We start from the raw sequence: 25,254 nt of genomic DNA on the forward strand, positions 1-25,254 counted from the left end.
ATGCCGGACGCGAGGGTTCCTTCAACCTTGGATGATTGCGAGAACGGGGCTGCGCCTAGGCGAGGCCTGCGCGAAAAGCAAGGAAAACCGGCTCAGCCGGCGCGGGCCAGCACGGCCTCGATCGCGGCCTCGATCGCGGCGTCGCGGCCGAAATGGGTGGTGTCGAGCACCAGCGCATCAGGGGCGGCGATGAGCGGGGCATCCTTGCGGCCCATGTCGCGCGCGTCGCGGGCGGCGATGTCGCGTTCGATGTCTGCAAGGGCGACGGCGATCCCGCGGCCCGTCATCTCGAGCCAGCGCCGCCGCGCGCGCTCGGCCACGCTGGCGGTTACGAACAGCTTCACCTGCGCCTCGGGCGCGATGACGGTTCCGATGTCGCGCCCGTCGAGCACCGCGCCGCCTTCCTGCGTCGCGAAGGCGCGCTGGCGCTGGTAGAGCGCGTGGCGCACGTCGGGGTGGACGGAGACGCGGCTCGCGAACCCGCCGACCTCCTCGGAGCGCAGGATGTCGTCATCGAGCAGGGCATCGGCGAAGTCGCAGGCCGCGAGCGCCGCGTGCGGATCGTCGGGGTCGGTGCCGTTGATCTGCACCTGCCGTCCGACCGCGCGGTAGAGGAGGCCGGTGTCGAGATGGGGCAGGCCGAAATGCGCGGCGAGCGCCTTGGCGATGGTGCCCTTGCCGGAGGCTGTCGGACCGTCGACCGCGATGATCATTCCGCTGCCTCCCCGCGTCCGCGCCAGGCCTTCACCAGCCCGAGCAGCGCGATGGAAGCCCAGAAGAACTCCAGCACGAGGCTCGCCCAATTGGTGTGGTAGATCAGCGAGACCGTCAGCAGCGCGGCGCCGAGCAGGTTGGTGCCGTGGAGCACGAAGGGATTGGTCGTCTTCGCCAGCGTCAGATAGGCATAGGCGCCGATGATGCAGGCCGTGCCGAACAGGCCGACGATGCTGGGCCAGTCGAGCGGGGTGTTCACGCCGCAGCCTCTTGCAGCAGGCCCATGAAGGTCGGGAAGCTGGTGTTGATGGGGCTGATGTCGTCGACCTCGACCCCTTCCGCGCTGACAAGACCCGCGACCGCCATGCTCATTGCAATGCGGTGGTCGAGCAGCGACTTGACGCAGCCCTCGGCGGTGCCCCGCAGCGGCTCGCCGCCGGTGCCGTGAATGGTGAGGCCGTCCTCGTGTTCCTCGACCCGCGCGCCCGCGGCGGTCAGCGCGGCGGCCATAGCGGCGAGGCGGTCGCTTTCCTTGACGCGCAGTTCCTCGAGGCCGGTGGTGCGGGTGGTGCCCTGAGCCAGCGCGGCGGCGGCGAAGAGGACCGGGAATTCGTCGATCATGCTCGGCGCAATGGCCGGATCGACCTCAACGCCGGTGAGGGCTGCATGGCGCACGCGCAGGTCCGCGACCGGCTCGCCGCCGACCTCGCGGGGGTCCACTTCCTCGATATCGGCACCCATCTGGCGCAGCACATGGAGCAGCCCGGCGCGGGTCGGGTTGAGGCCGACGTTCATGATGGTGAGGTCGCTCCCCGGCACCAGCGTGGCGGCGACCATGAAGAAGGCAGCCGAGGAGGGATCGCCCGGGACGACAACGTCCATCGGCTTCAGGTCCGCCTCGCCGTGGATGGCGATCACGGTCTCGCCGTTTTCCTGACCGACTTCCAGCTTGGCGCCGAAGCCGGTCAGCATCCGCTCGGTATGGTCGCGGGTCGGGACGGGCTCGATGACGCGGGTGATGCCGGGGGTGTTGAGCCCGGCGAGCAGCACCGCGCTTTTCACCTGCGCGCTCGCGACGGGGAGGCGGTAGGTGATCGGCACTGCGGGGCTCGCCCCGCGCAGCATCAGGGGGAGGGTGCCCCCCGCGCTCGCTTCGAAACTGGCGCCCATCAGCGACAGCGGATCGATGACGCGCTTCATCGGGCGGCCCGATAGGCTCGCGTCACCCATGAAGGTCGCGGTGATGGCATGACTCGCGACGAGGCCCATCAGCAGCCGCGTCGAGGTGCCGGAATTGCCCATGTCGAGCGCCTGTTTCGGCTCGAGCAGGCTGCCGACCCCGACGCCGTCGACCGTCCAGCTGCCGTCCTCCCCGCGCGCAATCTGCGCTCCGAAGGCGCGCATCGCTGCCGCGGTCGCCAGCACGTCCTCGCCCTCGAGCAGGCCGTGGATGGTGCTGCGGCCCACCGCGAGGCCTGCAAACATCAGCGAACGGTGGCTGATCGACTTGTCGCCCGGAACGCGGATCGCGCCCCGCAGCGGACCCATGGACGTGAAGCGGTGGCTGGTCATAAGGCGGCGGTCTTTGACAGCGCCCCGCGCTTCTGGCAAGGCGCGCCGCGTTTGCCCGCCCGGCTCTTGATAAAGAGCTTGCCGGGACCCAATTTTTGCGATCAATCGCCCTTCGAATTTCGTGACACTGACAAGGCCCGCCCTTTGCCAAGGGTCGGCCCCAATCGAGGAATACACATGGCCAAGCCCGAATGGGGAACCAAGCGTACCTGCCCGAAGTGCGGGACCCGCTTCTACGATCTCGGCAAGGAAGACCCCGTCTCCTGCATCGAATGCGGCGAGACCTGGACGCCCGAGCCCGTGCTCAAGTCCAAGCAGCCGATTCCCTTCGAGGAAGCCGAGAAGAAGGTCGATGTCGAAGCCGACGCCGATCTGGGCGGCGACGATGATCTGGGCGATCTCGAGGACATCGAGGATATCGACGAGGACGGCGATTCGCCCGACAACGATGTCGACCTCGGCGGCGACGACGATCTGGGCGTTTCGACCGGCACCGGCGACGACGACGACGACGAAAACTGATTTTTTCGCTTGCAAGGGGGAGGTGGCCCTTATAATGGCCGCCTCCCGCGAGCAGGGCACCACGCTCTGCTTCGCATGATGACTGGCTCGGGGCCTTAGCTCAGCTGGGAGAGCGCAACACTGGCAGTGTTGAGGTCAGCGGTTCGATCCCGCTAGGCTCCACCAGTCACCAACTGATAAAGTCGAAAGGCGCATCCCCCCAAGGGGACACCTTCCGCAACGCTGGCCGACGAGGTTTCGTCCGCCGGCGTTTTTCGCATTTTCCGGGCGTTTTGGCTCCCGGCAGGAGAAGCAGGCGATGTTCGATACGCTGTCCGACCGCCTTGGCGGGGTGTTCGACAAGCTCAAGGGCCGCGGCGCGCTGCGCGAGCAGGACGTGCGCGATGCCATGCGCGAGGTGCGCATCGCCCTCCTCGAAGCCGACGTCGCGCTGCCGGTCGCCCGCCGATTCATCGATGCCGTCACCGAAAAGGCCGTCGGCCAGGATGTCCTGAAGTCGGTCACCCCCGGCCAGATGGTCATCAAGATCGTCCACGACGAACTGGTCGCAACGCTGGGCGGGATGGAGGTCGAAGGCCTCAAGCTGGAAGCCAAGCCTCCGGTCGTGATCATGATGGTCGGCCTTCAGGGCTCGGGCAAGACGACCACCACCGCCAAGCTCGCCAAGCTGATCCGCGAGCGCCACGGCAAGAAGGCGCTGATGGCCTCGCTCGACGTGAACCGTCCGGCGGCACAGGAACAGCTGGCGGTGCTGGGCACGCAGGTCGATGTCGCCACCCTGCCGATCGTCGCCGGCCAGCAGCCGGTCGACATCGCGCGCCGGGCGATGGAAGCGGCGAAGCTCCAGAACTTCGACGTTCTCCTCCTCGACACTGCCGGGCGTCTGCACGTCGATGACGCGCTGATGGCCGAGATGAAGGCCGTCGCGAGCGTGTCCGCCCCCAATGAAGTCCTGCTGGTGGTCGATTCGCTCACCGGCCAGGACGCGGTCAACGTCGCGCAGAGCTTCACCAATGAAGTGCCGCTGACGGGCGTGGTCCTCACCCGCATGGACGGCGACGCCCGCGGCGGCGCGGCGCTGTCGATGCGCGCGGTCACCGGCAAGCCGATCAAGTTTGCGGGCACCGGCGAAAAGCTCGACGCGATCGAGCCCTTCCGCCCCGGCTCCGTCGCCGACCGCATTCTCGGCATGGGCGACGTCGTCAGCCTCGTCGAGCGCGCGGCGGCGACGATCAAGGAGGAAGAGGCCGAGAAGCTCGCGCGGAACTTCGAGAAGGGCAAGTTCGACCTCGACGATCTCGCCATGCAGCTCAGGCAGATGCGCAACATGGGCGGGCTGGGGATGCTCGCCGGCATGATGCCCGGCATGAAGAAGGCCAAGGCCGCGATGGCGGCGAGCGGGATGGACGACAAGGTGCTCGTCCACCTCGAGGCGGTGATCTCCTCGATGACCCCCAAGGAGCGCGCCAATCCCGACCTGATGAACGCCAAGCGCAAGAAGCGCGTGGCGGCGGGCAGCGGCACCGACGTGCAGACCGTCAACAAGCTCCTGAAGATGCATCAGGAAATGGCCCGCGCCATGAAGCAGATCAGGAAGATGGGCGGCCTCAAGGGCCTCGCGGCGATGTTCGGCGGCGGCATGGGCGGCCCGGGCGGTCCGATGGGCGGTCTTGGCGGTCCCGGCGGCCTCCCCGGCCTCGGGGGCGGGGGAATGGGCGGCCTTCCCGGCCTCGGCGGCCCGCCCCGCAAGAAATAGTTTCAGTTCAGAAGTTTCGGTTCAAAAGTTCAATTCACTCGAAAGGTAACTACTCATGTCGATTTCCATCCGGCTCTCGCGCGGCGGTGCCAAGAAGCGTCCCTACTACCGCATCGTCGTCGCCAACAGCCGCTCGCCCCGCGACGGCAAGTATCTCGAGCAGATCGGGACCTACAACCCGCTCCTCGCCAAGGACAGCCCCGAGCGCGTGAAGCTGATTGAGGACCGCGCCCGCTACTGGCTCGGCGTCGGCGCCCAGCCGACCGACCGCGTCGCCCGCTTCCTCGATGCCGCCGGCATCAAGGAGCGCGCGGCCCGCGTGAACCCCAAGAAGGGCGAGCCGGGCGAGAAGGCCAAGGAGCGCGCCGAAGAGCGTGCCGCCAAGATCGCCGAGGCCGAGGAAGCCGCCCGCGCTGCCGAGGAAGAAGCCAAGGCCGCTGCCGCTGCCCCGGCTGCGGAAGAAGCGCCTGCCGCTGAAGAAGCTGCCGCCGAGGAAGCTCCGGCTGCCGAAGAAGCCGCCGCCGAAGAGCAGGCCGAAGGCTGAAGCACGATGCCTTCCTCCGTTCGTCCTGAGCCTGTCGAAGGACCGCACTTCTTCTTTTGCGTAGCCGCGAAGAAAGAACAGGGCTTCGACAAGCTCAGCCCGAACGGGGATTGGCAATGACGACCGCCAAGCCCGTCACCCTTGCCGCCATCGCCGGCGCGCACGGGGTGGCGGGCGAGGTGCGCCTCAAGCTGTTCGGCGACGGCATCGCCACGCTGGCGAAGCAGAAAAGCTTCAACGGCGGGGCGCTCACCCTCGTGAAGATCCGCGAGGACGGGAAGGGCGGCGCGATCGCCCGTCTTGCCGAGAGCACCTCGCGCGCCGATGCCGAGAAGCTGCGCGGCACCGTGCTGACCGTCCCCCGCGAGGCGCTCCCGCCGCTCGCCGAGGGCGAGTTCTACCATGCCGATCTGCTGGGCCTGCCGGTCGTCACCGACACCGGCGATGCCGTCGGCACCGTCCTTGCCATCGAGAATTTCGGCGCGACCGACATCGTCGAGATCGCCCGCGACCCCGTGCCCGTCAAAGGGCCGAAGACCTTCATGGTCCCGATGATCCCTGCTGCGGTGATCGAATGGGACGACAAGCGGCTTGTGATCAGCGCCGATTTCGCCGATAATTGAGGCGTGCCATCGCTCGCCGACGCCGCTCTCTGGCAGCGCCTCGCCGATCACGCCATCGGCCCTTCTGACGCATCGCTCTCCTTCGCCGCCCGCCTCGCCCGCGAGAACCGCTGGGATGCCGCCTTTGCCGATCGGGTGATCGGGGAATACAGGCGCTTCTGCTACCTTGCCGTCACTGCCGGACATGAAGTCACCCCGTCGGACGCGGTCGACCAGGCGTGGCACCTCCACCTCACCTATTCGCGCGATTACTGGCAGGTGTTCTGCCCCGAGGTGCTGCGGGCCGAACTGCATCACGGCCCGACCCGGGGCGGCCCGGCGGAGCGGGACCGCTTCTACCGGCAATATGCCGCAACCCTCGCCGCCTACGAGACCGCATTCGGCGAGGTGCCGCCGGCGGACATCTGGCCCGCGGCGCAGCGGCGCTTCGCCGTGGACCCGCGTGGAGTTCGCGTTAACTTTTCCGATGGTATTTTCGTCACACGCCGGGTCGCGCTGGCGCTGGGCATCCTTCTGCTTGCCGGGGGATGGCTCGCGGGAAGGATGATGTGATGCAGCTGTTCTCGTCGTGGACGGGCAGCGATTTCCTGCTGTTCTACGCCATGATGCTGGCATTCGCGTGTCTTGCGGCCTGGTGGATCCCCGCCCACCTGCGCGAGCCCGGGCGGCGGGGCAGCATCGATGATCTCGAAAGCATCGCGGTGCTGTCCGGTGGGCGCGCCCGCTTCACCGAATCGCTGCTGGCCGACCTTTACGTGCGCGGGGGGCTGGAACCGGCGGGCAAGGGCAAGCTGGCGGCGGCCAACCGCGGCCTCGCGGTGTCCCCCGCCGGACAGGCGCTGCTGGGCCAAGATGCGCCGCTGACGCTCGGCGAGGCGGTCAAGCTGCTCGGGACCCACGCCGAGCGGGTCGCGGCGCGGCTCCAGCGGGCGGGGCTGCTGATGCGCGGCGGCGCGGACACGCGGCTGCGCTGGCTCTCGATCGCGCCCTTCCTCGTGCTGCTGGTGCTCGGGATCTACCGCCACCGCGCCGGAAGCGCGCTTGGGGAGCCGACCGCGTTTCTGTCGGTCCTGCTGGTGCTGACGGCCGTGCTGGCGGTGATCCGCTATGCCAGAAGCGATCCCCGCACCGCCGCCGGGATCGCGGTGGTGCGCGAGCTGCGCGCGAAGAACGGCCGCTTCTCGCGCGCCCCGCGCCCCGAGGAGGCGGCGATGGCGGTGGCGCTGTTCGGCACGGGCGTGCTGGTCGGGACCCCGTGGGAGCCGGTTCACGCCATGCGCCAGAAGGAGAGCGACGGCGGCAGCGACAGCAGCAGCGACGGCGGCTCGGGCTGCGGCGGCGGCTGCGGCGGTTGCGGAGGCTGAGGCCCGCGCCTAAGTGGCGGGCATGACCAAGCTTCCAGTCGCTGTCGTGCAAGCCGCGCCTGTCCCGCTCGATTTCCAGGGCGGGATCGACAAGGCCGTGCGGCTCGCCCGCGAGGCCGTGGACAGCGGGGCGAAGGTCGTCGCTTTCGGCGAGACCTTCCTCGGCGGCTATCCCCTGTGGCTCGACGAGGCTCCGGGTGCGGCGCTGTGGGATCATCCGGGGTCGAAGGCGCTGCACCGGATCATGCTCGAACAGGCGGTGGTCGCCAATGACGAGCGGCTGCTTCCGTTGCAGGAACTGGCCGATGCGAGCGGGGCGATCATCTCCATCGGCACGCACGAGCGGGTGCGCAGGAGCCTCGTCAACAACCAGCTGACCTTCCGCCCCGGTGCGCCGGTGCTCGATCACCGCAAGCTGGTGCCGACCCACGGCGAGCGCCTGATCTGGGCGCGCGGCGATGGTTCGACCCTGGGGGTGCACCAGGCCGAATGGGGCCGACTCGGCACGCTGATCTGCTGGGAGCACTGGATGCCGCTCGCCCGCGCGGCGATGCACAATCTCGGCGAGGATGTGCACATCGCTGCCTGGCCGACGGTGCGCGAGAGCCACCAGATCGCCTCGCGGCATTACGCAATGGAGGGCCGCTGCTTCGTGCTGGCGGCGGGGCTGGTCCAGATGAAGGACGATCTGTTCGACGGGCTGGAGCGTGTCGGCGGTTCTGATGTGGCGCGCGAACTGCTCGAAGCGATCCCCATCGAAGTCCTCAACCGCGGCGGCTCGCTGATCGCCGCGCCCGACACCCGCGTCATCGCGCAGGCGGGCGAGGGGGAGGAGACGCTCTTCGCCGAACTCGACCTTGCCGAAGTGGCCGAGGGGCTGACGAACCTCGATACCGACGGGCATTATGCGCGGCCGGATGTGTTTGAGCTGACGGTGGATACGCGGGCGAAGGATGGGGTGAACTGGCAATGACCTTTGCCGCCACCATCCTCACGCTCTACCCGGAGATGTTCCCCGGGCCGCTTGGGCACTCCATCGCGGGGCGCGCTCTCGCCGAGGGCAAGTGGGCCTGCGAGACGGTGCAGATCCGCGACTTTGCCACCGACAAGCACCGCACCGTCGATGACACGCCCGCGGGCGGCGGGGCGGGGATGGTGCTCAAGTGCGATGTGCTGGCGCGGGCATTGGACCATGCCATCGCCACCCACCCCGCTCGCCCTGAGCATGTCGAAGGGCAGTCTTTTACTTCTGACCACAGCATCGAAGAGAAGGACAGTGCTTCGACAAGCTCAGCACGAACGGGTTCTTCTGCTGTGCCCATCCTCGCCATGACCCCGCGGGGCAAACCCATCACGCAGGCGCGCATCCGCGAACTCGCGAGCGGCCCCGGCGTTGTCATCCTGTGCGGGCGGTTCGAGGGCTTCGACGAGCGCCTGTTCGAAGCCCGGCCGCAGATCGAGCAGGTCTCCCTCGCCGACATCGTCCTATCGGGCGGGGAGATGGCGGCGCTCACCCTCCTTGACGCTTGCATTCGGCTCATTCCCGGCGTAATGGGCGCGACCTCCAGCGGGGAGGAGGAGTCGTACGAAAACGGCCTCCTCGAATACCCGCACTATACCCGACCTGTTGAATGGGAAGGGCGCACGATCCCCGAAGTGCTGCGATCGGGGGATCATGCGAGGATCGCTGCTTGGCGCAAGGCAAGGAGCGAGGACGATACTCGGTCACGCAGGCCGGACTTGTGGGAACGCTATAGTGGCGATCCGGTCCGACCTGCCTCTGGCGCGCGGCATGAAACGAAGGAACCGGACCAGTGAACCTGATCCAGCAGATCGAAGCCGAAGAAATCGCCAAGTCCGGCAAGGACATCCCCGAATTCCGCGCAGGCGACACCGTCCGCGTCGGCGTGAAGGTGAAGGAAGGCAACCGCGAGCGTATCCAGGCCTATGAAGGCGTGGTGATCGCCCGCTCGAACCGCGGCATGGGTTCGAACTTCACCGTGCGCAAGATGAGCTTCGGCGAGGGCGTCGAACGCGTCTTCCCGCTCTACTCGCCGATCGTCGAGAGCATCACCGTGGTCCGCCGCGGCGTGGTGCGTCGCGCCAAGCTCTACTACCTGCGCGGCCGCACCGGCAAGAGCGCCCGCATCGTCGAGCGCAAGGCCTCCGCGCCCAAGGCGTAAGGCTTCACGGCCAGCGAAACACGAAGGGCGGCTCCGCAAGGGGCCGCCCTTTTCGTTTGCGCGCCCAAGCTCGACCCTTGCCATTCCGTCCCGTCATTGCGAGGAGCATCGGCGTGTCGCCCTTCCGGCGGCTCGTGATGACGAGGTGAGCTTTGGATGCGTTCGGTTCTTGCTGCGGTTGCCCTTTCCCTTTCCACGTGCCTGACCACGCCCGTCCTGGCGGAGACGCCCGCAATGGCTGAGACCGCGCCCGCGCTGACCTTCGAACGCGTCTTCGCCTCTCCCGGCCTCGATGGCCCGGCGCCGCGGCAGGTGAAGCTCTCGCCCGACGGGCGCTTCCTCACCCTGCTGAGGAACCGCGCCGACGATCGCGAGCGTTACGACCTGTGGGGCTACGACATCGAGACCCGCGAATGGCGGATGCTGGTCGATTCCGGGAAGCTCGGCAGCGGGCGCGAATTGTCCGAGGACGAGAAGATGCAGCGCGAGCGCGCCCGCGTCGGCAGCCTCAAGGGGATCATCAGCTACCAGTGGGCGAGCGACGGGGCGGGGGTGCTGGTGCCGCTCGACGGCGACCTGTTCCTGGCCAGGCTCGACGGCACGGTGACGCGCCTCACCGATACCGAGGGCACCGAACTCAATCCCAAGCTCTCCAGCAAGGGCGGGTTCGTCAGCTTCGTGCGCGACCGGCGCCTGTGGGTCGGGCCGGTGGGGGGCGAGGCGCAGCCGATCACCCCCGCAGGCGAGGCCGAGACGATCCGCTGGGGCGAGGCCGAATTCGTCGCCCAGGAGGAAATGCACCGCCTCTCCGGCTACTGGTGGAGCCCCGACGACAGCCGGATCGTCGTGCAGCGCACCGACGAGGCGAGCGTCGGCATCGTCACCCGCGCGGCGATCGGCGCCAAGGGCACAAAGGTGTTCGAGCAACGCTACCCCGCCGCGGGCACCGACAATGCGGTGGTCGAGCTCTACGTGATGAACCCCGACGGGACGGGCAGCGTCAAGGTCGACCTCGGGCTCAACATCGACATCTATGTCGCCCGCGTCGACTGGGCGCCCGATGGCAGCGCGATCTACGTCCAGCGGCAGGACCGCGCGCAGACCAGGATCGACATGCTGCGGGTCGATCCGGCGACGGGCGCCAGCACGGTCTGGTTCACCGAGAACGCGGCGCGGCCCGATAACTGGGTGAACCTGTCGGACAACTACCGCTTCCTCGCCGACGGCAGCCTGCTGTGGTGGTCCGAGCGCGACGGCTACGGCCATTTCTACCGCTTTGCGGACGGGGCATGGCAGCAGCTCACCAGCGGCACCTCGCCCACGACCATGCTGGTGGGGGTCGACGAGGCCGCGGGGACCTTCACCTATCAGGCGACCGCCGACGTGCTGACCCAGCAGATCTACCGCGCGCGGCTGGACGGGACGGGTGAGCCCGAACTGCTGACCGATCCCGCCTTCACCAACAGCGCCAGCATGGACGGGGCGGGGCGGCTTCTCTACGTCACCCGCTCGGGGCCGGACCAGCCGCCGCAGTCCTACCTCGCCACGCCCGACGGCAAGCGCGTCGCCTGGATCGAGGAGAACCGGGTCGAGGGCGATCATCCCTATGCGCCCTATCTCGCAAGCCATGTGAGCCCCGAATTCGGCACCATCGCCGCCGAGGACGGCACGCCGCTGCACTGGATGATGCTCAAGCCGAAGATGGAGCCCGGCAAGCGTTACCCGGTGTTCTTCCAGCACTATGGCGGCCCCGGCCCGCAGACGGTGACGAAGGGCTGGAACGGCGCGCTGGCGCAGGCGATCGTGGACAAGGGCTACATCTTCTTCGAGATCGACAATCGCGGCTCGGCCAACCGCGGCGTCGATTTCGAACAGCCGATTTATCGCGCGATGGGCGGGGTCGAGGTGCGCGATCAGAAGACAGGGGCGGCCTTCCTCAAGAGCCTCGACTTCGTCGATCCGGCCAAGATCGCGACCTATGGCTGGTCCTATGGCGGCTACATGACGCTGAAGATGCTTGAGGCCGATCCGGGGCTCTATGCCGCAGGCATCGCGGGCGCTCCGGTGACGCGCTGGGAGCTCTACGACACCCACTATACCGAACGCTACATGGGCGATCCCCGCGAGGTGCCCGAGGCTTACGAGACAGCGAGCGCCATCCCCGATGCCCCGAAGATCGCCGATCCGCTGCTGCTCATCCACGGCATGGCCGACGACAACGTGGTGTTCGAGAACGCCTCGGAACTGATCAGCGTCATGCAGGAGAGCAACACGCCCTTCGAGATGATGCTCTACCCGGGCTACACTCACCGCGTGTCGGGCGAAAAGATCGGGCCGCACATGTGGAACGCGATCTTCCGCTTCCTCGCGGCGCACGGGGTGACGCCTCCGACCAAGGAATAGGTCTGCGGCCGCGGTTAGCGGTTGCGCTCGGGCCAGCGCACGCTATTTCGCACCTGCGAAACACAGGAGAATGCCAAGTGGGTTACCGGGTGGCGGTGGTCGGTGCGACCGGCAATGTCGGGCGCGAGATGATGCAGGTCCTCGCCGAGCGCGAGTTTCCGTGCGACGAGGTCGCCGCGGTCGCCTCGTCGCGTTCGGTCGGCACCGAGGTCGAGTTCGGCGACACGGGCAAGATGCTCAAGTGCAAGAACATCGAGCATTTCGATTTCGCCGGCTGGGACATCGCCCTGTTCGCGGCCGGGAGCGGTCCGGCCAAGGAATATGCCCCCAAGGCAGCGGCAGCCGGTTGCATCGTCATCGACAACTCGTCGCTCTATCGTATGGACCCCGATGTGCCGCTGATCGTGCCGGAGGTGAACCCCGATGCGATCGACGACTACACCAAGCGCAACATCATCGCGAACCCCAACTGCTCGACCGCGCAGCTGGTGGTGGCGCTGAAGCCGCTCCATGACTTCGCGAAGATCAAGCGCGTGGTGGTGGCGACCTACCAGTCGACCTCGGGCGCCGGGAAGGCGGGGATGGACGAGCTCTTCGCCCAGAGCCGCGCGATCTTCGTGGGCGATCCGGTCGAACCGCAGAAGTTCACCAAGCAGATCGCCTTCAACGTCATCCCCCACATCGACAGCTTCCTCGACGACGGTTCGACCAAGGAAGAGTGGAAGATGGTGGTCGAGACCAAGAAGATCCTCGATCCGAAGATCAAGCTCGTCGCGACCTGCGTGCGCGTGCCGGTGTTCGTCGGCCACTCCGAGGCAGTCAACATCGAGTTCGAGAACGAAATCAGCGCCGAACAGGCGATGGACATCCTGCGCGAGGCGCCGGGCGTGATGCTCGTCGACAAGCGCGAGGACGGCGGATACGTCACCCCGATCGAATGCGTCGGCGATGCCGCGACCTTCGTCAGCCGCGTGCGCGAGGATCCGACCGTGGAGAACGGCCTGACCCTGTGGTGCGTCTCCGACAACCTGCGCAAGGGCGCGGCCTTGAACGCGGTGCAGATCGCCGAACTGCTCGGCCGGCGGCACCTGAAGAAGGGCTGATGCCGGTGCGGCCTTCGCTTCTCGTGCTCGCGGGCGCCTTGGCGCTCGCCGGATGCGACAGCGGCGAAGTGCCGAGCCCGGCCGAGCGCCAGCAGGGCGAGGCTCCCGCCGCGCCGGTCTCCGCGACCCGCGTCGAACTGCGCAGCGAGGGCCTCGCCGCAGGGGGCGAGGCCTTCTACTTCGCCGCCGGCAAGGCCGAGGTCGAGGCCGCCCTGACGAGGGTGCTGGGTCCGGTGCTGCGGACCGGCGAGAATGCCGAATGCGACGTAGGTCCGGTGGTCTTCACCGACTTTGCCGGCGGGCTCACGGTCCATTTCCAAGACGACCGCCTCGTCGGCTGGAACTGGCGCGCGCCGCAGGACGGTGATGCCCCCGCTACCGGCACCGTCACACTGCCCGGCAAGGTGCAGCTCGGCACGGCGCGCGGCGTCGTCGAGGCAGCGACCGGCTTTGCCCGGGTCGAGGGCAGCACGCTCGGCGAGGAATTCGCGCTCGGCGGCCAGATCGGCGGGTTCATCGCAGGCGACAAGGTCGACATGCTCTACGCCGGAACCCAGTGCTTCTTCCGCTAGGGGTTATTCCGAAAGCGCCACCGGCCCCGCGGGCCGCGCGTTCTTCCGCATAAGCAGCGCGAGCGGCGCGGCGGCCAGCGTGATCCACATCATCGCCCAGAAATCGTCGACATAGGCGATCATCGCCGCCTGGCGGTTCACCTCCGCGTCGATCGCCGTCAGCGCGGTGTCGCCGAGCGCCTGGAAGCGGTCGATGGTCGAGAAATCGACCATGCTTGCCGTTGCCGCGGTGACATGGGTGGCGAGATCGGCATGCGCGGTCTGGATGTTGCGCGCGAGCAGCACGGTCATCCACGCGATCCCCGCCGAGGCGCCCAGCGAGCGCAACAGGTTGAGGAGGCTCGATCCGTCGGTGCGCAAGGCCGGGCTGAGCGTGGCGAAGGCGCTCACCTGCAAGGGGATGAAGACGAGGCCCATCCCGAGACCCTGCAACAGCCCGCTGACGATCACGTGCATCTCGTCGACCTCGAGCGACCAGTGCGCCATCTGCCACAGCGAGATGGCGCAGATCAGGAAGCCGCTCGCCACCACGGGCCGCGCATCCACCCCGCGGCGCATCAGCAGGCCCGAAATCTGCATCGACACCAGAACGCCCACTCCGCGCGGCATTAGCACGATCCCGGTGTCGATCACGCCGTAGCCGAACAGGTTCTGGAGCATCGGCGGCAGCAGCGCCATCACCGCGAACATCACGATCCCGATCACCACCATGAAAGCGAGCGCGATGGCGAAGTTGCGGTCGGCGAAGAGTGCGCGCTCGAACATCGGCGCCCGCGCGGTGGCGAAGTGGATCACCACCATCCAGGTCGCAGACAGGGTGAGCAGCAGGTAGACCCAGATCTCGCCCGAGGCGAGCCAGTCCTCCTGCTGTCCGCGGTCGAGCATCAGCTGGAACGCCGCAAGTGCGACCGCCAGCAGCATGAAGCCTGCGAGGTCGAAGCGCCGCTCGCGCCGGGGGCGTGCCGGCAGATAGGCGATCAGGATCGCGAGCGAGGCGAGGCCCACGGGCAGGTTGACGAAGAACACCCAGCGCCAGTTCGCGGTCTCCGTCAGCCAGCCGCCCAGAATGGGTCCGAGGATCGGGCCGATCATGATCCCCATGCCCCACACCGCCATGATCTGCGGATGGCGCGAGGGCCGTGTGGCATCGAGCAGGAAGGACTGGCTGAGCGGGGCGATGAAGGCCCCGGCGACGCCCTGAAGCGCGCGGAAGGCGACCATCTCCTCGAGGTTCTGGGCGATCCCGCACAGCATCGATGCGAGGATGAACCCTGCGACGGAGCCGATGAACAGCAGCCGCGCGCCGATCCGGTCGGCGAGCCATCCGGTGATCGGCAGGGCCACGGCCGAGGCGATGATGTAGCTCGTCAGCACCCAGGTGATCGTGTCGACCGTCGCGCCCAGCGAGGATTGCATGTGCGGCAGGGCGACGTTGGCGATGGTCGTGTCGAGGATCTGAAGGAGCGATGCGGCCATCACCCCGACGATCATCAGCGGGTAGTTGCCCGTCTCGAGCTCGGCGACATCGCGGGGCGGGGACGAGGGGGCCGCGACGGCGGGCGCGACGGTGCTCGCCATCTCAGCGTCTGCCGGTTTCGGTGAAGACCGTCACCTCGCTCGACAGCCCGGCGATCAGCCGCCGCGGGCTTTCGCCCTCGAGCGCGATGCGCACGGGCACGCGCTGCGTCACCTTCACCCAGTTGCCGGTGGCGTTCTGGGCCGGAAGCACCGAGAACTCCGCCCCCGTTCCCGCTCCGATGCTGGCAACCCGGCCCTTCAGCACCAGATCGGGATAGGCGTCGAAGCGGACTTCGGCCCGCTGGCCCACCGCCATGTCGGCAAGGTCGGTTTCCTTGAAATTGGCCTCGACATAGGTGGAGCCGGAGCGGACCAGCGTCAGCACGGGGAGATTGGGGACGGCCTGCTGGCCGACCTGCAACCGCTCCGCCTGCGCGATGCGACCGGCGGCAGGGGCGCGCACCTCGGTGCGGCTGAGGGCGAGCCGGGCATTGGCGCGGCGCGCCTCGGCAGCGGCGACCTGCGGATTGACGCCGGGCACGGCCGGACCGCTGGCGAGCCGCGCCCGCGCCTCGCGCTGCCGGTCCTCGGCCTGCCGCACCCGTTCGCGCGCCTGCACCACGGCCTGCTCTGCGGCCTCGTAATCGGCCTTGGTCGAAAAGCCCTTCTCGCGCAGCGCCCGCACCCGTTCGAAGCGCGCCTCGGCGAAGGCAACGTCGCTGCGGGCGGCGGCGATGTCGGTGCCGGTGAGGTCGGCATCGTTTCGCAGTGCGATGACATTGGCCTGCGCCCCGGCGATCGCGGCATCGGCCTCGGCGATCTGGAGACGGAAAGGCTCGGGGTCGATGCGGAACAGCAGTTGCCCCGCCGTCACGTCGGTTCCGTCGGCGACCAGCACCTCGACGATCCGCCCGCCGACCTCGGCGCTGACGGCCACCATGTCCTGCTTGATATAGGCGTTGTCGGTCGAGACCTTGCCCGCAAGGCTCTGCCAGTAGAGCCACGCCCCCGCCGCGAGCGCCAGCGGCACGACGAGCATCAGCGCCCAGCGCGCCCATGCGCGGCGGGCGGGCGCCGGAGGCGCTGCGTCGGCGGCAGCTTCGGGGCGGGCGAGGGCGGGGTCGGCCTCAGCCATCGACCGGCTCCGGCTGGCGCGCCGCCGCGAGATTGAGCGCGATGCGCTCCAGCATTGCGGCGAACAGCGCGCGCTCGCCTGCGTCGAACCCGGCGAGCATGTCCTCGAACAGTGCTTCGACCCCGACGCGCAGCCGGGTGACGATCCCGCGGCTCTTGTCGGTGAGGTGCAGGATCCGCGCGCGCCGGTCGGCGGGATCGGCCTGGCGTTCGACCCAGCCGGCATCCTCCAGACGGTCGACGATGCGGGTGAGGGTGATCGGCTCGATCTCCAGCCGCTCGGCATAGAAGGCCTGGTTCTGGTCGGGGTGGCGTTCGAGCGAGAGCAGCAGCCGCGCCTGCGGCCCGGTGATCCCGAGGCCGCGCACCCGCTCGTCGAAAAGGCGGCGCAGCTGGCGCGAATTGTCGGCGAGTCGGTAGCCGGTCTCGATGCTCATGCGTGCACTTATAATAAGCAGGCTTACTATCGACAAGCGCCCGCAGTGCCGCAAGGGGCTGGCCCGAAGGCGCCGGGCGCGTTAGCACCGGGGCATGACACTCCATGCCGACCTGTTCTTCAGCTTCCGCTCGCCTTATTCCTACCTCGCCGTCGGGCGATACCGCGCGCTGGCGGCGGAATACGATCTGACGATCGCCCTGCGCACGGTCCTGCCGATCGCGATCCGCGATCCCTCGATCCTGTTCACTGGCAGCCCCAATGTCGGGCGCTACATCTTCATCGACGCCGCCCGTTCGGCGCAGATGCTCGGCATCCCCTATCGCTGGCCGCGCCCCGATCCGGTGGTGCAGAACCTCGCCACCCGCGAGATCGCGCAGGAGCAGCCTTACATCCATCGTCTGTGCCGCATGGGACAGGCGGCCGAGCGTCGGGGCAGGGGGCTTGCCTTCGCCGACGAGGTCAGCCGGGTGATCTGGTCCGGCACGATCGATGACTGGCACGAGGGCGATCACCTGCGCGAGGCTGCGACCCGTGCGGGGCTCGACCTTGGCGAACTCGATGCCGAGGCGCAGGACGATGCCGCCGCGCTCGACGCCGAGATCGCCGCCAACCAGGCCGCGCTCGAAGCGGCGGGTCACTGGGGCGTACCGACCCTCGTGTTCGAGGGCGAGCCCTTCTTCGGGCAGGACCGCATCGCGATGGCGCAATGGCGGATGGAGCAGAAGGGGCTGGTGCGCCGCGATGCTTGAACACTTTGCCAGCTTCGACGGCACGCGCCTTGCGGTCCACACCGAGGGGGAGGGGCGCCCGGTGATCATGCTCCACGGGCTGTTCTCCTCTGCCGAGATGAACTGGATCAAGTGGGGCCACGGCGCGCGGCTGGCGGCGGCGGGCTTCCGGGCGATCATGCTGGACTTCCGGGTCCACGGCCAGAGCGAGGCGCCGCAAGACCCAGCCGCCTATCCCCCCGGCGTGCTGGTGCGCGACGTGGCGGCGTTGGCCGCGCACCTCGCGCTCGAGCCGGGCGCTTTCGACCTCGTCGGCTTTTCGCTGGGCGCCCGCACCGCGATCCACACCGTCGCCCACGGCATCCTCGAGCCGCGCCGCCTGTGCGTGTGCGGGATGGGGGTGGAGGGGCTTGCGGGATGGGAGCGCCGGGCCGGGTTCTTCAAGCGCGTGATCGACGAGTTCGACACCATACGTCCGGGCGATCCGGCCTATACCGCGCGCACCTTCCTGAATTCGCAAGGCGTGGACCGGGTCGCGGCACGGCTGCTGCTCGATGCGATGGACGATTTCGACCTCGCCCGCCTTGCCGCCGTGACCATGCCGACGGCGGTGATCTGCGGCGACGCGGACGATGACAACGGCTCGGCGACGGCGCTCGCAGCGCGGCTGCCCGATGCGCGCTACATCGAGGTGCCCGGCACCCACATGAACAGCGTGACCCGGCCGGAACTCGGCATGGCGATCGCCGATTTCCTCGCGGGTTGATTCCCGCGGCCTCAACGTTCAAATCTGCAAACATTGTCACATGACTGACGGGAACCCCTCGCAATGAAACTTGTCGCCCCCCTTCTGAAGGGTGCCGCCGCCGCCCTCGCCATCGCCGTTGCCGCCCCGCTCGCGGCGCAGGACGCCGCGCCCGCCGCTGCCGAGAGCGCCACCGCCTATCCCGCCACGCCCGAGGGCGCCAAGGCGTGGATCGCCGCCGTCGAGGCCGAACTCGCCGCCTTCTCGAAGGAATACGGCCACGTCTCCTGGCTCAACGCCACCTACATCAACCACGACAGCGACACGCTCGCGGCGCGATACGGCGCAGAGCTGACGCTGAAGCAGGTCGGCTGGGCCAACGAGGCGGCGCGCTATGCCAAGGTCCCGGGGCTCGATGCGGAAACCGTCCGCAAGCTCGACATGCTGCGCAACGGCATCTCGCTGCCCGCCCCGAACCGCCCCGGCGCGGCCGAGGAACTGAACGCAATCGCGACGCGCCTCAATTCGGCCTACGGGCGGGGCAAGGGCACCCTCAACGGCCAGCCGATCAACGGCAGCGACATCGAGGCCGAGATGGGCAATCTCGAACGCACGCCGGACGAGCTCAAGGAAATGTGGGCGAGCTGGCACGACAATGTCGGCGCGCCGATGCGCGAGGACTACGCCCGCATGACCGCGCTCGCCAACGAGGGCGCCAAGGAACTGGGCTTTGCCGATTACGGCGCGATGTGGCGGTCGGGCTACGACATGCCGCCCGAACAGTTCGCCGTCGAGACCGAGCGGATGTGGCAGGAGGTGAAGCCGCTCTACATCGCGCTCCACACCTACGTCCGCCGCAAGCTGAACGAGAAGTATGGTGATGCCGTCCAGCCGCGCACCGGCCCGATCCGTGCCGACCTGCTCGGCAACATGTGGGCGCAGGAATGGGGCAACATCTACCCGCTGGTCGCCCCGAAGGGCGCGGGCGACATCGGCTATGACCTCACCGACCTGATCGCCAAGAAGGGCCTCGATCCGGTCGGCATGGTCAAGGTCGGCGAGCAGTTCTTCTCCTCGTTGGGCTTCGAGCCGCTGCCCGGAACCTTCTGGGAGCGCAGCCAGTTCGTGAAGCCCGCCGACCGCGAGGTGGTGTGCCACGCCTCGGCCTGGAACATCGACAATGTCGACGACCTGCGCATCAAGATGTGCATCAAGCCCAATGCCGACGACTTCGTGACTATCCACCACGAGCTCGGCCACAACTACTACCAGCGCGCCTACAACAAGCAGGACACGCTCCACCTCACCGGCGCCAATGACGGATTCCACGAGGCGATCGGCGACATGATCGCCCTGTCGATCACGCCCGAATATCTGGTGCAGATCGACATGCTCGATCCCGCGCAGGTGCCCAGCGCCGACAAGGACATCGGCCTGCTGCTGCGCCAGGCGATGGACAAGGTCGCCTTCCTGCCCTTCGGCCTGCTGCTCGACCGCTACCGCTGGGGCCTCTATGACGGCTCTATCCCGGAAGGTGCGATCAACACCGGCTGGAACGATCTGCGCCGCGACTATCAGGGCATCGTCCCGCCGGTGCCGCGCGATCCGGCCGGTTTCGACGCGGGGGCGAAGTATCACATCCCCGGCAATGTCAGCTACACCCGCTACTTCCTCGCGCGGCTGCTCCAGTTCCAGTTCTACAAGGCCGCCTGCGACACGGCGGGCTGGAAGGGGCCGCTCCACCGCTGCTCGTTCTACGGCAACAAGGAAGTCGGCGCGAAGCTGAACGCGATGCTCGAGATGGGCGCCTCCAAGCCCTGGCCCGACGCGCTCGAAGCCTTCACCGGCGAGCGCCAGATGAGCGGCAAGGCGATGGTCGAATACTTCGCCCCGCTCAAGAAGTGGCTCGACCAGCAGAACAAGGGCGAGAAGGCGGGCTGGTGATGCGCCTGGCGGGGCGCATCGCGGCGGGGGCGGCGGCGCTGATGGTGCTGGCCGCCTGCGCGCCGGCCACGGCACCGGAGGCGTCTGCGGGCGCGGCGATGCCGCCGACCCTGTTCGTCGCGGCTAAGCGCGGCAACACCCTGTCCAAAGTCGATCTGGCCACGGGAAGGGAGGTGCTGCGCCTGCCGAGCTGCACCAACCCGCACGAGCTCGCGACCTCGCCGGACGGGCGGCACGTGGCGCTCGCCTGCTATGGCGGGACGACGGTCGACATCTTCTCGACCGGCAGCCTCGAAAAGGTCGCCAGCATCGACCTCGGCGAGAACGCGCGTCCGCACGGGATCGTCTGGCACGGGCAGGGCGATCTCTTCGTTACGGCGGAAGGGCGTAAGTCGATCTTCCGGATCGCCGCGCCCCTCGCCGCCGCCCGCCAGTTGTTCGAGTTCGGCACCGGCAAGCAGGGTAGCCACATGCTCGCCGTCAGCCCCGATGCGCGCACGGCATGGACGACTGATCTCGGCTCGCGCACCGTGACCCGCATCGACCTCGTCACCCGCCGTGCGCCGCTGTCGGTGACGGTGGGCGAGGAGCCGGAAGGCATCTCACTTTCGCCTGACGGGCAAACCCTGTGGGTCTCCGCGCGGGGGTCCAATCAGGCCTTCGCGCTCGATCCGCAGACGATGGAGGTGCGCTCGACCGTTGCGACGGGCCGCTTCCCGCTGCGCATCGCGGTGCGCCCGCAGGGCGATGTCGCGGTGACCTCCGATCTTCAGGACGGCAGCCTCAGCGTGATCGACACCGCCACAGCCAAGGTGATCCGCACCATCGCCGTCTCCGGCCCCGCCGAGGCCGAGGCGCGGTTCCAGGTCACGATCCTGTGGTCCGCTGACGGCAAGCGCATCTATGTGGCCGAGACCGCCAGCGACACCGTGGCCGAGGTCGATTACGCCGCAGGCACCGTGCTGCGCCGCCTGAAGGTGGGCGAGGGCGGCGACGGGATGGCGATCCTGCCTTGAAGGAACCGAGGCCCGCGATGGTGGTCGGCTGGCGCGAGATGGTCAGCCTTCCCGAACTGGGCCTCGCCGGGATTCCCGCCAAGATCGACACGGGCGCGCGCACCTCCTCGCTCCACGCTCATGTGCTCGAGGATTTCCGCCGCGAGGGCGAGCGATTCGTGCGTTTCGCGGTCGACTGGGGCGGCGAGCGGCACTTCTGCGAGGCGGTGCACGTCGACGTGCGCGGCATCACCTCCTCGAACGGCGACCAGCAGACGCGCTTTGTCATAAAGACGCCGCTCTCCATCGGTAATCTCACCTTCCGGGCGGAAATCAGCCTGGCGGACCGGTCCCAGATGCAGTTCCCGATGCTGATCGGGCGCACCGCGCTCAGGCGGCGGATGGTGGTGGATAGTGGCCATTCTTGGCTGCAATCACCTGCGATGTCGCATAAGGGGCGCCTCCGCCGGTAGCGCGCTTTCCAGCCGGGTCGCATGACCCGGCGGTCCGGAATGCGCGTCAACAAGGGTCCGGGCCGGTCTTGAAAGGGTCTTCATGAAAATCGCGATGCTGGCGCGCAACGCCAACCTCTACTCGCACCAGCGGCTGAAGGAGGCCGCCGAGGCGCGGGGGCACACGCTCGACATCCTCAACACGCTGCGCTGCACGGTGCACATCGCCAGCCACCGCCCGCAGGTGTTCTACAACGGTGCCCCCATCGCCGCCTATGACGCGGTGATCCCGCGTATCGGCGCCTCGATCACCAACTATGGCCTCGCGATCCTCAGGCAGTTCGAGATGCGCGGGATCTGGTCGCTCAACGAGAGCGTCGCCATTGGCCGCAGCCGTGACAAGCTGCGGAGCCTCCAGATCCTCGCCAAGCACGGGCTGGGGCTGCCGCTGACCGCCTATGCCAACGATCCCAAGGCCGCCGAGGAGATCATCAAGGCGGTCAAGGGCCCGCCGGTGGTGATCAAGCTGATCGAGGGGACGCAGGGCATCGGCGTGGTGCTCGCCGAGACGATGTCGAGCGCCAAGTCGGTGATCGAGGCGTTCCGCGGGGCCAATGTCAACATCCTCGTGCAGGAATTCATCAAGGAGGCCGGCGGCACCGATATTCGCGCGCTGGTGGTCGGCGGCAAGGTGGTCGCGGCGATGAAGCGCACCGGGGCGCCGGACGAGTTCCGCTCGAACCTCCACCGCGGCGGCAGTGCGCAGGTGATCAAGATCACGCCCGAGGAACGCTCGACTGCGGTGCGCGCCGCCAGGCGCATGGGGCTGAACGTGTGCGGCGTCGACATGCTGCGCAGCAATCACGGCCCCGTGATCATGGAGGTCAATTCCTCTCCCGGGCTCGAAGGCATCGAGAGTGCGACCGGCAAGGACGTGGCCGGCCAGATCATCGATTTCATCGCCGCCAACGCCAAGGGCGGGGCGACCAAGACCAAGGGCCGGGGTTAGGCGTTGCGGATGCTGAGGCCGCCGTCGACCGGGATCGCCGCGCCGGTGATGTAGCTCGCGGCGGGAAGCACCAGCGACAGGGTAACGTGTGCGACCTCCTCGGGCTCGCCGTAGCGTTTGAGTGCGGTGCGGCGCTTGGCGAAGATCGTCTTGTGCTCCTCAGCCACGGCGTCGGTCATCGCGGTGCGGATCGGGCCGGGGCAGATGCAGTTCACGGTGATGCCTTCAGGGCCGAGATCGACGGCGAGGCCGCGCGTCAGCCCGATCACGCCGGTCTTGGCGGCGACATAGGGCGTGTCGCCCGGCGTCGCGCCCAATCCTTCGGTCGAGGCGATGTTGACGATCCGCGCCGCATCGCTCTGCCGGAGCCAGGGCAGGGCGGCGCGCACCATCCGCTGGTGTGCGGTCAGCATCACCGCGATGGCGCGGTGCCAGACATCGTCGTAGGCGGGATCGTCGAGCCCGCAGAAGCTCGACACCCCGGCATTGTTCACCAGGATATCGATGCCGCCGAAGTCCTCCGCGATCTGGGCCACCACGCGCCCAATCGCCGCGCCGTCCGCCACATCGAGCGCATAGGCCCGCGCGCTGGAGCCGCACTCGCCCGCCACCGCCTCGCAGGCAGTCCGATCGAGGTCGATCACCGCCACCTGCGCGCCCTCGGCGGCAAACAGCCGCGCCGTCGCCCGGCCCATGCCGCTCGCCGCGCCGGTTACGATGGCGACGCGGCCCGCGATGGAGCGCGAGAGGCTCACCGGAACGGCGGCTCGTTAAAGGCGCGCAGCTTGCGGCTGTGCAGCCGGTCGCCTTCGTCCCTCAGCATCGCGCAGGCGACGAGGCCGATCTGGAGGTGGGCGGCGATTGCCTCCTCGTAGAACTTGTTGGCCTGCCCGGGCAGCTTGATCTCGCCGTGCAAGGGCTTGTCCGAGACGCACAGCAGCGTGCCGTAGGGCACCCGGAAGCGGTAGCCCTGGGTGGCGATGGTCGCGCTCTCCATGTCGATGGCGATGGCGCGGCTCTGCGAGAACCGCTTGGCCGAGGAGGAATAGCGCAGCTCCCAGTTGCGGTCGTCGGTGGTGACGACCGTGCCGGTGCGCATCCGCTGCTTGAGGTTCGCGCCCTGCACGCCGCTCACCGCCTCGGCCGCGCTCGCCATCGCCTGCTGGACTTCGGCAATCGGCGGGATCGGCACTTCGGGCGGCAGCACCGGGTCGAGCACGTGATCGTCGCGCAAGTAAGCGTGGGCGAGCACGAAGTCGCCGATCTTCTGGGTCGAGCGCAGGCCGCCGCAGTGGCCGATCATCAGCCAGGCATGGGGCCGCAGCACCGCGAGGTGATCGCAGATCGTCTTGGCGTTGGACGGGCCGACGCCGATGTTGACCAGCGTGATCCCGCGCCCGTCCTCGCGGATCAGGTGATAGGCGGGCATCTGGTGGCGGCGCCAGGCGGTGTCGTTGAGCTGGCCTTGCGCGTGGGCGGTGGGCTCGCGGATGTCGAGCCCGGCCGCGCCGGTCAGGGCGACATAGCCGTCCTTGCCGATCTGGCCTGCGCCCCAGTTCACGAATTCATCGACATAGCGGTGATAGTTGGTGAACAGGATGAAGTCCTGGAAGTCGCTGACCTCGCTCCCCGTGTAGTGCTTGAGCCGTGCCAGCGAGTAATCGGTGCGAAGACCGTCGAACAGCGAGAGCGGCATGGCGTGCTCGCCGTCGATCTCGATCCCGTCGGCGAGTTCGTCCCCGATCAGCGCAAGGTCGGTCGAGGGGAAGTGCGCGGCGATGTCCTGCGGCGCGATGCCGACCATCGCCGCCCCGGCCTCGCCGTCGAGCACGTAGGGGAAGGGGATTTCCTGGCGCGACCGGCTGACCGTGACATCGACCTCGTATTCGGCGGCGATCAGCTGGAGCTGTTCGGTGAGATATTGCGCGAAGCGGTCCAGGCGGGTGACGGTGGTGGTGTAGGTGCCCGGCAGCTCAAGCCGTCCGAAGGCGCGGCTGCGATCGCGCGGCGCGCCGATGCCGTTGTAGCGCAGGGTGATCTGCGGATAGGCATAGGAGCCGTCGGCGCGCTTCGCCGGGGCGGGCAGGGTGCCGTCGCGCCCGAAGGCGATCACGTCGTCGCGCAGGGTGCGGACCGCGTCGTCGTAATGCTGCTGAAGCTCGGCGAGAATGGCAGGAATGTCGATCATGGCAGTTGCTCTGCTCCTTTGTTGTTATCGTTGTGTGGCAGCACCTTTGCGTGTGCGGGCGCTGTTTACAAGAAGGGCGCGAAGATCGAGGTGATCTTCGCGCCCTGCTGTGTTTCAGGCTGGTGAGGGCCGGATGGCTTACGCCTCGTCGCCGCCTTCGAGCAGCTCAGCCGGGATCTCGCCGGGCTCGAGGCTGGTGTCGATGCGGGTCGCTTCGGCCTGTTCCTCGATCTCGCGCTGTTCGTCGGCGAACATCTGGGCCAGCACGTCGACGCCTTCGCTCTGGAGCTTGGCTTCGTCGTCCGAACGGGCAACGTTGGCCTTCACGGTCACGCGCACTTCGGGGTGCAGGGCGATGGTCACGTCATGCATGCCGATGGTCTTGATCGGCGAGCCCATGATGACCATGCGCTTGTCGACCGAGTGGCCCTGATCGGCGAGCCCGGCGACGATGTCGCGCACGCTGACCGAGCCGTAGAGCTGGCCGGCGTTCGAGGCGGCGCGGATCAGCACCACTTCTGCGCCCGCGACCTTCTCGCCGAGGCCTTCGGCCACGGTGCGACGCTCGGCGTTTTCCTTCTCGAGGCGCTCGCGGTTGGCTTCGAAGACCTTCTTGTTGGCTTCGTTGGCGCGGAGAGCCTTCTTCTGCGGCAGCAGGAAGTTGCGCGCATAGCCGTCCTTCACGGTGACGACGTCACCGATCGAGCCGAGCTTCTCGATGCGCTCAAGGAGAATGATGTCCATGT

At 68.1% G+C, this 25,254-nt stretch carries 27 protein-coding genes and 1 tRNA gene; 19 read left to right on the forward strand and 9 right to left on the reverse strand.

Translation table 11 applies throughout. From position 1 onward, the window contains the following. Positions 1 to 92 precede the first annotated feature (92 nt). Genes ACMX37_RS06575 through aroA form a run of 3 tightly spaced genes read right to left on the reverse strand, consistent with a single transcriptional unit; the run spans position 93 to position 2,286 of the window. Positions 93 to 713 carry a (d)CMP kinase gene (locus tag ACMX37_RS06575; protein ID WP_483148060.1) on the reverse strand — a complete coding sequence of 207 codons (621 nt, stop codon included), beginning with the start codon at positions 711 to 713 and terminating at the stop codon, positions 93 to 95. Next, positions 710 to 973, reverse strand: coding sequence for a CBU_0592 family membrane protein (locus tag ACMX37_RS06580; protein WP_483148061.1), 264 nt, complete (start codon positions 971 to 973; stop codon positions 710 to 712). The genes ACMX37_RS06575 and ACMX37_RS06580 overlap by 4 nt, the downstream gene beginning before the upstream one ends. Continuing rightward, the gene (gene aroA / locus ACMX37_RS06585) at positions 970 to 2,286 is read right to left on the reverse strand and encodes a 3-phosphoshikimate 1-carboxyvinyltransferase (RefSeq protein WP_483148062.1); all 1,317 of its coding nucleotides are present in this window, start codon (positions 2,284 to 2,286) and stop codon (positions 970 to 972) included. Before aroA ends, ACMX37_RS06580 begins: the two co-directional genes overlap by 4 nt. Before the next feature lie 177 nt (positions 2,287 to 2,463). On the opposite strand from aroA, the gene ACMX37_RS06590 reads away from it, so the two are divergent. The 13 genes from ACMX37_RS06590 (at position 2,464) to ACMX37_RS06650 (ending at position 13,356) form a co-directional block, all read left to right on the forward strand. Further along, the gene (locus tag ACMX37_RS06590) at positions 2,464 to 2,808 is read left to right on the forward strand and encodes a TIGR02300 family protein (RefSeq protein WP_088914550.1); all 345 of its coding nucleotides are present in this window, start codon (positions 2,464 to 2,466) and stop codon (positions 2,806 to 2,808) included. Between the two features lie 89 nt (positions 2,809 to 2,897). Beyond that, positions 2,898 to 2,973 (forward strand) — tRNA-Ala (locus ACMX37_RS06595). Between the two features lie 133 nt (positions 2,974 to 3,106). Next, positions 3,107 to 4,564 carry a signal recognition particle protein gene (ffh, locus tag ACMX37_RS06600; RefSeq protein ID WP_483148063.1) on the forward strand — a complete coding sequence of 486 codons (1,458 nt, stop codon included), beginning with the start codon at positions 3,107 to 3,109 and terminating at the stop codon, positions 4,562 to 4,564. A gap of 55 nt (positions 4,565 to 4,619) precedes the next feature. Further along, positions 4,620 to 5,108 (forward strand): 30S ribosomal protein S16, encoded by a 489-nt coding sequence (rpsP, locus tag ACMX37_RS06605; protein WP_483148064.1) that lies wholly within the window; start codon positions 4,620 to 4,622, stop codon positions 5,106 to 5,108. A gap of 116 nt (positions 5,109 to 5,224) precedes the next feature. Continuing rightward, the gene (gene rimM, locus ACMX37_RS06610) at positions 5,225 to 5,731 is read left to right on the forward strand and encodes a ribosome maturation factor RimM (RefSeq protein WP_483148065.1); all 507 of its coding nucleotides are present in this window, start codon (positions 5,225 to 5,227) and stop codon (positions 5,729 to 5,731) included. Between the two features lie 3 nt (positions 5,732 to 5,734). Beyond that, positions 5,735 to 6,283 (forward strand): glycine-rich domain-containing protein, encoded by a 549-nt coding sequence (locus tag ACMX37_RS06615; RefSeq protein WP_483148066.1) that lies wholly within the window; start codon positions 5,735 to 5,737, stop codon positions 6,281 to 6,283. Further along, on the forward strand, positions 6,283 to 7,095 hold the full coding sequence (locus tag ACMX37_RS06620) for a TIGR04222 domain-containing membrane protein (RefSeq protein WP_483148067.1): 813 nt from the start codon (positions 6,283 to 6,285) through the stop codon (positions 7,093 to 7,095). Before ACMX37_RS06615 ends, ACMX37_RS06620 begins: the two co-directional genes overlap by 1 nt. Before the next feature lie 22 nt (positions 7,096 to 7,117). Beyond that, positions 7,118 to 8,068 (forward strand): carbon-nitrogen hydrolase family protein, encoded by a 951-nt coding sequence (locus ACMX37_RS06625; protein WP_483148068.1) that lies wholly within the window; start codon positions 7,118 to 7,120, stop codon positions 8,066 to 8,068. After that, positions 8,065 to 8,913, forward strand: a complete 849-nt coding sequence (gene trmD / locus ACMX37_RS06630; protein ID WP_483148069.1) for a tRNA (guanosine(37)-N1)-methyltransferase TrmD — start codon at positions 8,065 to 8,067, stop codon at positions 8,911 to 8,913. Before ACMX37_RS06625 ends, trmD begins: the two co-directional genes overlap by 4 nt. Continuing rightward, positions 8,910 to 9,278 carry a 50S ribosomal protein L19 gene (gene rplS / locus ACMX37_RS06635; RefSeq protein WP_017665507.1) on the forward strand — a complete coding sequence of 123 codons (369 nt, stop codon included), beginning with the start codon at positions 8,910 to 8,912 and terminating at the stop codon, positions 9,276 to 9,278. Before trmD ends, rplS begins: the two co-directional genes overlap by 4 nt. Positions 9,279 to 9,434: 156 nt before the next feature. Then, positions 9,435 to 11,681, forward strand: a complete 2,247-nt coding sequence (locus tag ACMX37_RS06640; protein ID WP_483148070.1) for a S9 family peptidase — start codon at positions 9,435 to 9,437, stop codon at positions 11,679 to 11,681. 77 nt (positions 11,682 to 11,758) lie between these two features. Further along, complete coding sequence (locus ACMX37_RS06645) at positions 11,759 to 12,784, forward strand: aspartate-semialdehyde dehydrogenase (protein ID WP_483148071.1); 1,026 nt, start codon at positions 11,759 to 11,761, stop codon at positions 12,782 to 12,784. 5 nt (positions 12,785 to 12,789) lie between these two features. Next, positions 12,790 to 13,356, forward strand: a complete 567-nt coding sequence (locus tag ACMX37_RS06650; RefSeq protein WP_483148072.1) for an aspartate-semialdehyde dehydrogenase — start codon at positions 12,790 to 12,792, stop codon at positions 13,354 to 13,356. A gap of 3 nt (positions 13,357 to 13,359) precedes the next feature. Here ACMX37_RS06650 and ACMX37_RS06655 read toward each other — a convergent pair whose 3' ends face one another. From ACMX37_RS06655 to ACMX37_RS06665, 3 genes are read right to left on the reverse strand one after another with little or no spacing between them, the layout of a single operon-like run. Then, the gene (locus ACMX37_RS06655) at positions 13,360 to 14,934 is read right to left on the reverse strand and encodes a DHA2 family efflux MFS transporter permease subunit (RefSeq protein ID WP_483148073.1); all 1,575 of its coding nucleotides are present in this window, start codon (positions 14,932 to 14,934) and stop codon (positions 13,360 to 13,362) included. 1 nt (position 14,935) lies between these two features. Next, positions 14,936 to 16,009 (reverse strand): HlyD family secretion protein, encoded by a 1,074-nt coding sequence (locus tag ACMX37_RS06660; RefSeq protein ID WP_483148074.1) that lies wholly within the window; start codon positions 16,007 to 16,009, stop codon positions 14,936 to 14,938. Next, positions 16,002 to 16,445, reverse strand: a complete 444-nt coding sequence (locus ACMX37_RS06665) for a MarR family winged helix-turn-helix transcriptional regulator (protein ID WP_483148075.1) — start codon at positions 16,443 to 16,445, stop codon at positions 16,002 to 16,004. Before ACMX37_RS06665 ends, ACMX37_RS06660 begins: the two co-directional genes overlap by 8 nt. A gap of 94 nt (positions 16,446 to 16,539) precedes the next feature. On the opposite strand from ACMX37_RS06665, the gene ACMX37_RS06670 reads away from it, so the two are divergent. The 6 genes from ACMX37_RS06670 (at position 16,540) to rimK (ending at position 22,320) form a co-directional block, all read left to right on the forward strand. Next, on the forward strand, positions 16,540 to 17,196 hold the full coding sequence (locus ACMX37_RS06670) for a DsbA family protein (protein WP_483148076.1): 657 nt from the start codon (positions 16,540 to 16,542) through the stop codon (positions 17,194 to 17,196). Further along, positions 17,189 to 17,941, forward strand: a complete 753-nt coding sequence (locus tag ACMX37_RS06675; protein WP_483148077.1) for an alpha/beta fold hydrolase — start codon at positions 17,189 to 17,191, stop codon at positions 17,939 to 17,941. Before ACMX37_RS06670 ends, ACMX37_RS06675 begins: the two co-directional genes overlap by 8 nt. Positions 17,942 to 18,004: 63 nt before the next feature. Further along, a complete protein-coding gene (locus tag ACMX37_RS06680) occupies positions 18,005 to 19,864 on the forward strand; it encodes a M2 family metallopeptidase (RefSeq protein ID WP_483148078.1) in 1,860 nt (619 codons plus the stop codon). After that, positions 19,864 to 20,880 (forward strand): YVTN family beta-propeller repeat protein, encoded by a 1,017-nt coding sequence (locus ACMX37_RS06685; protein WP_483148374.1) that lies wholly within the window; start codon positions 19,864 to 19,866, stop codon positions 20,878 to 20,880. Before ACMX37_RS06680 ends, ACMX37_RS06685 begins: the two co-directional genes overlap by 1 nt. Beyond that, entirely contained in the window at positions 20,877 to 21,332 is a 456-nt protein-coding gene (locus ACMX37_RS06690; RefSeq protein WP_483148079.1) for an ATP-dependent zinc protease family protein, read from the forward strand. The genes ACMX37_RS06685 and ACMX37_RS06690 overlap by 4 nt, the downstream gene beginning before the upstream one ends. A gap of 82 nt (positions 21,333 to 21,414) precedes the next feature. After that, positions 21,415 to 22,320, forward strand: a complete 906-nt coding sequence (gene rimK / locus ACMX37_RS06695) for a 30S ribosomal protein S6--L-glutamate ligase (protein ID WP_483148080.1) — start codon at positions 21,415 to 21,417, stop codon at positions 22,318 to 22,320. On the opposite strand, the gene ACMX37_RS06700 is transcribed toward rimK, so the two are convergent. From ACMX37_RS06700 to rplI, 3 genes are all read right to left on the reverse strand, one after another. Next, entirely contained in the window at positions 22,317 to 23,075 is a 759-nt protein-coding gene (locus tag ACMX37_RS06700; RefSeq protein ID WP_483148081.1) for an SDR family NAD(P)-dependent oxidoreductase, read from the reverse strand. The two genes, rimK and ACMX37_RS06700, sit on opposite strands and share 4 nt — an antisense overlap. Beyond that, complete coding sequence (locus tag ACMX37_RS06705; RefSeq protein WP_483148082.1) at positions 23,072 to 24,508, reverse strand: AMP nucleosidase; 1,437 nt, start codon at positions 24,506 to 24,508, stop codon at positions 23,072 to 23,074. Before ACMX37_RS06705 ends, ACMX37_RS06700 begins: the two co-directional genes overlap by 4 nt. Before the next feature lie 138 nt (positions 24,509 to 24,646). Continuing rightward, positions 24,647 to 25,252 carry a 50S ribosomal protein L9 gene (gene rplI, locus ACMX37_RS06710; protein ID WP_088914529.1) on the reverse strand — a complete coding sequence of 202 codons (606 nt, stop codon included), beginning with the start codon at positions 25,250 to 25,252 and terminating at the stop codon, positions 24,647 to 24,649. Positions 25,253 to 25,254 lie beyond the last annotated feature (2 nt).

The organism is Porphyrobacter sp. THAI-01a (genome assembly GCF_056868655.1).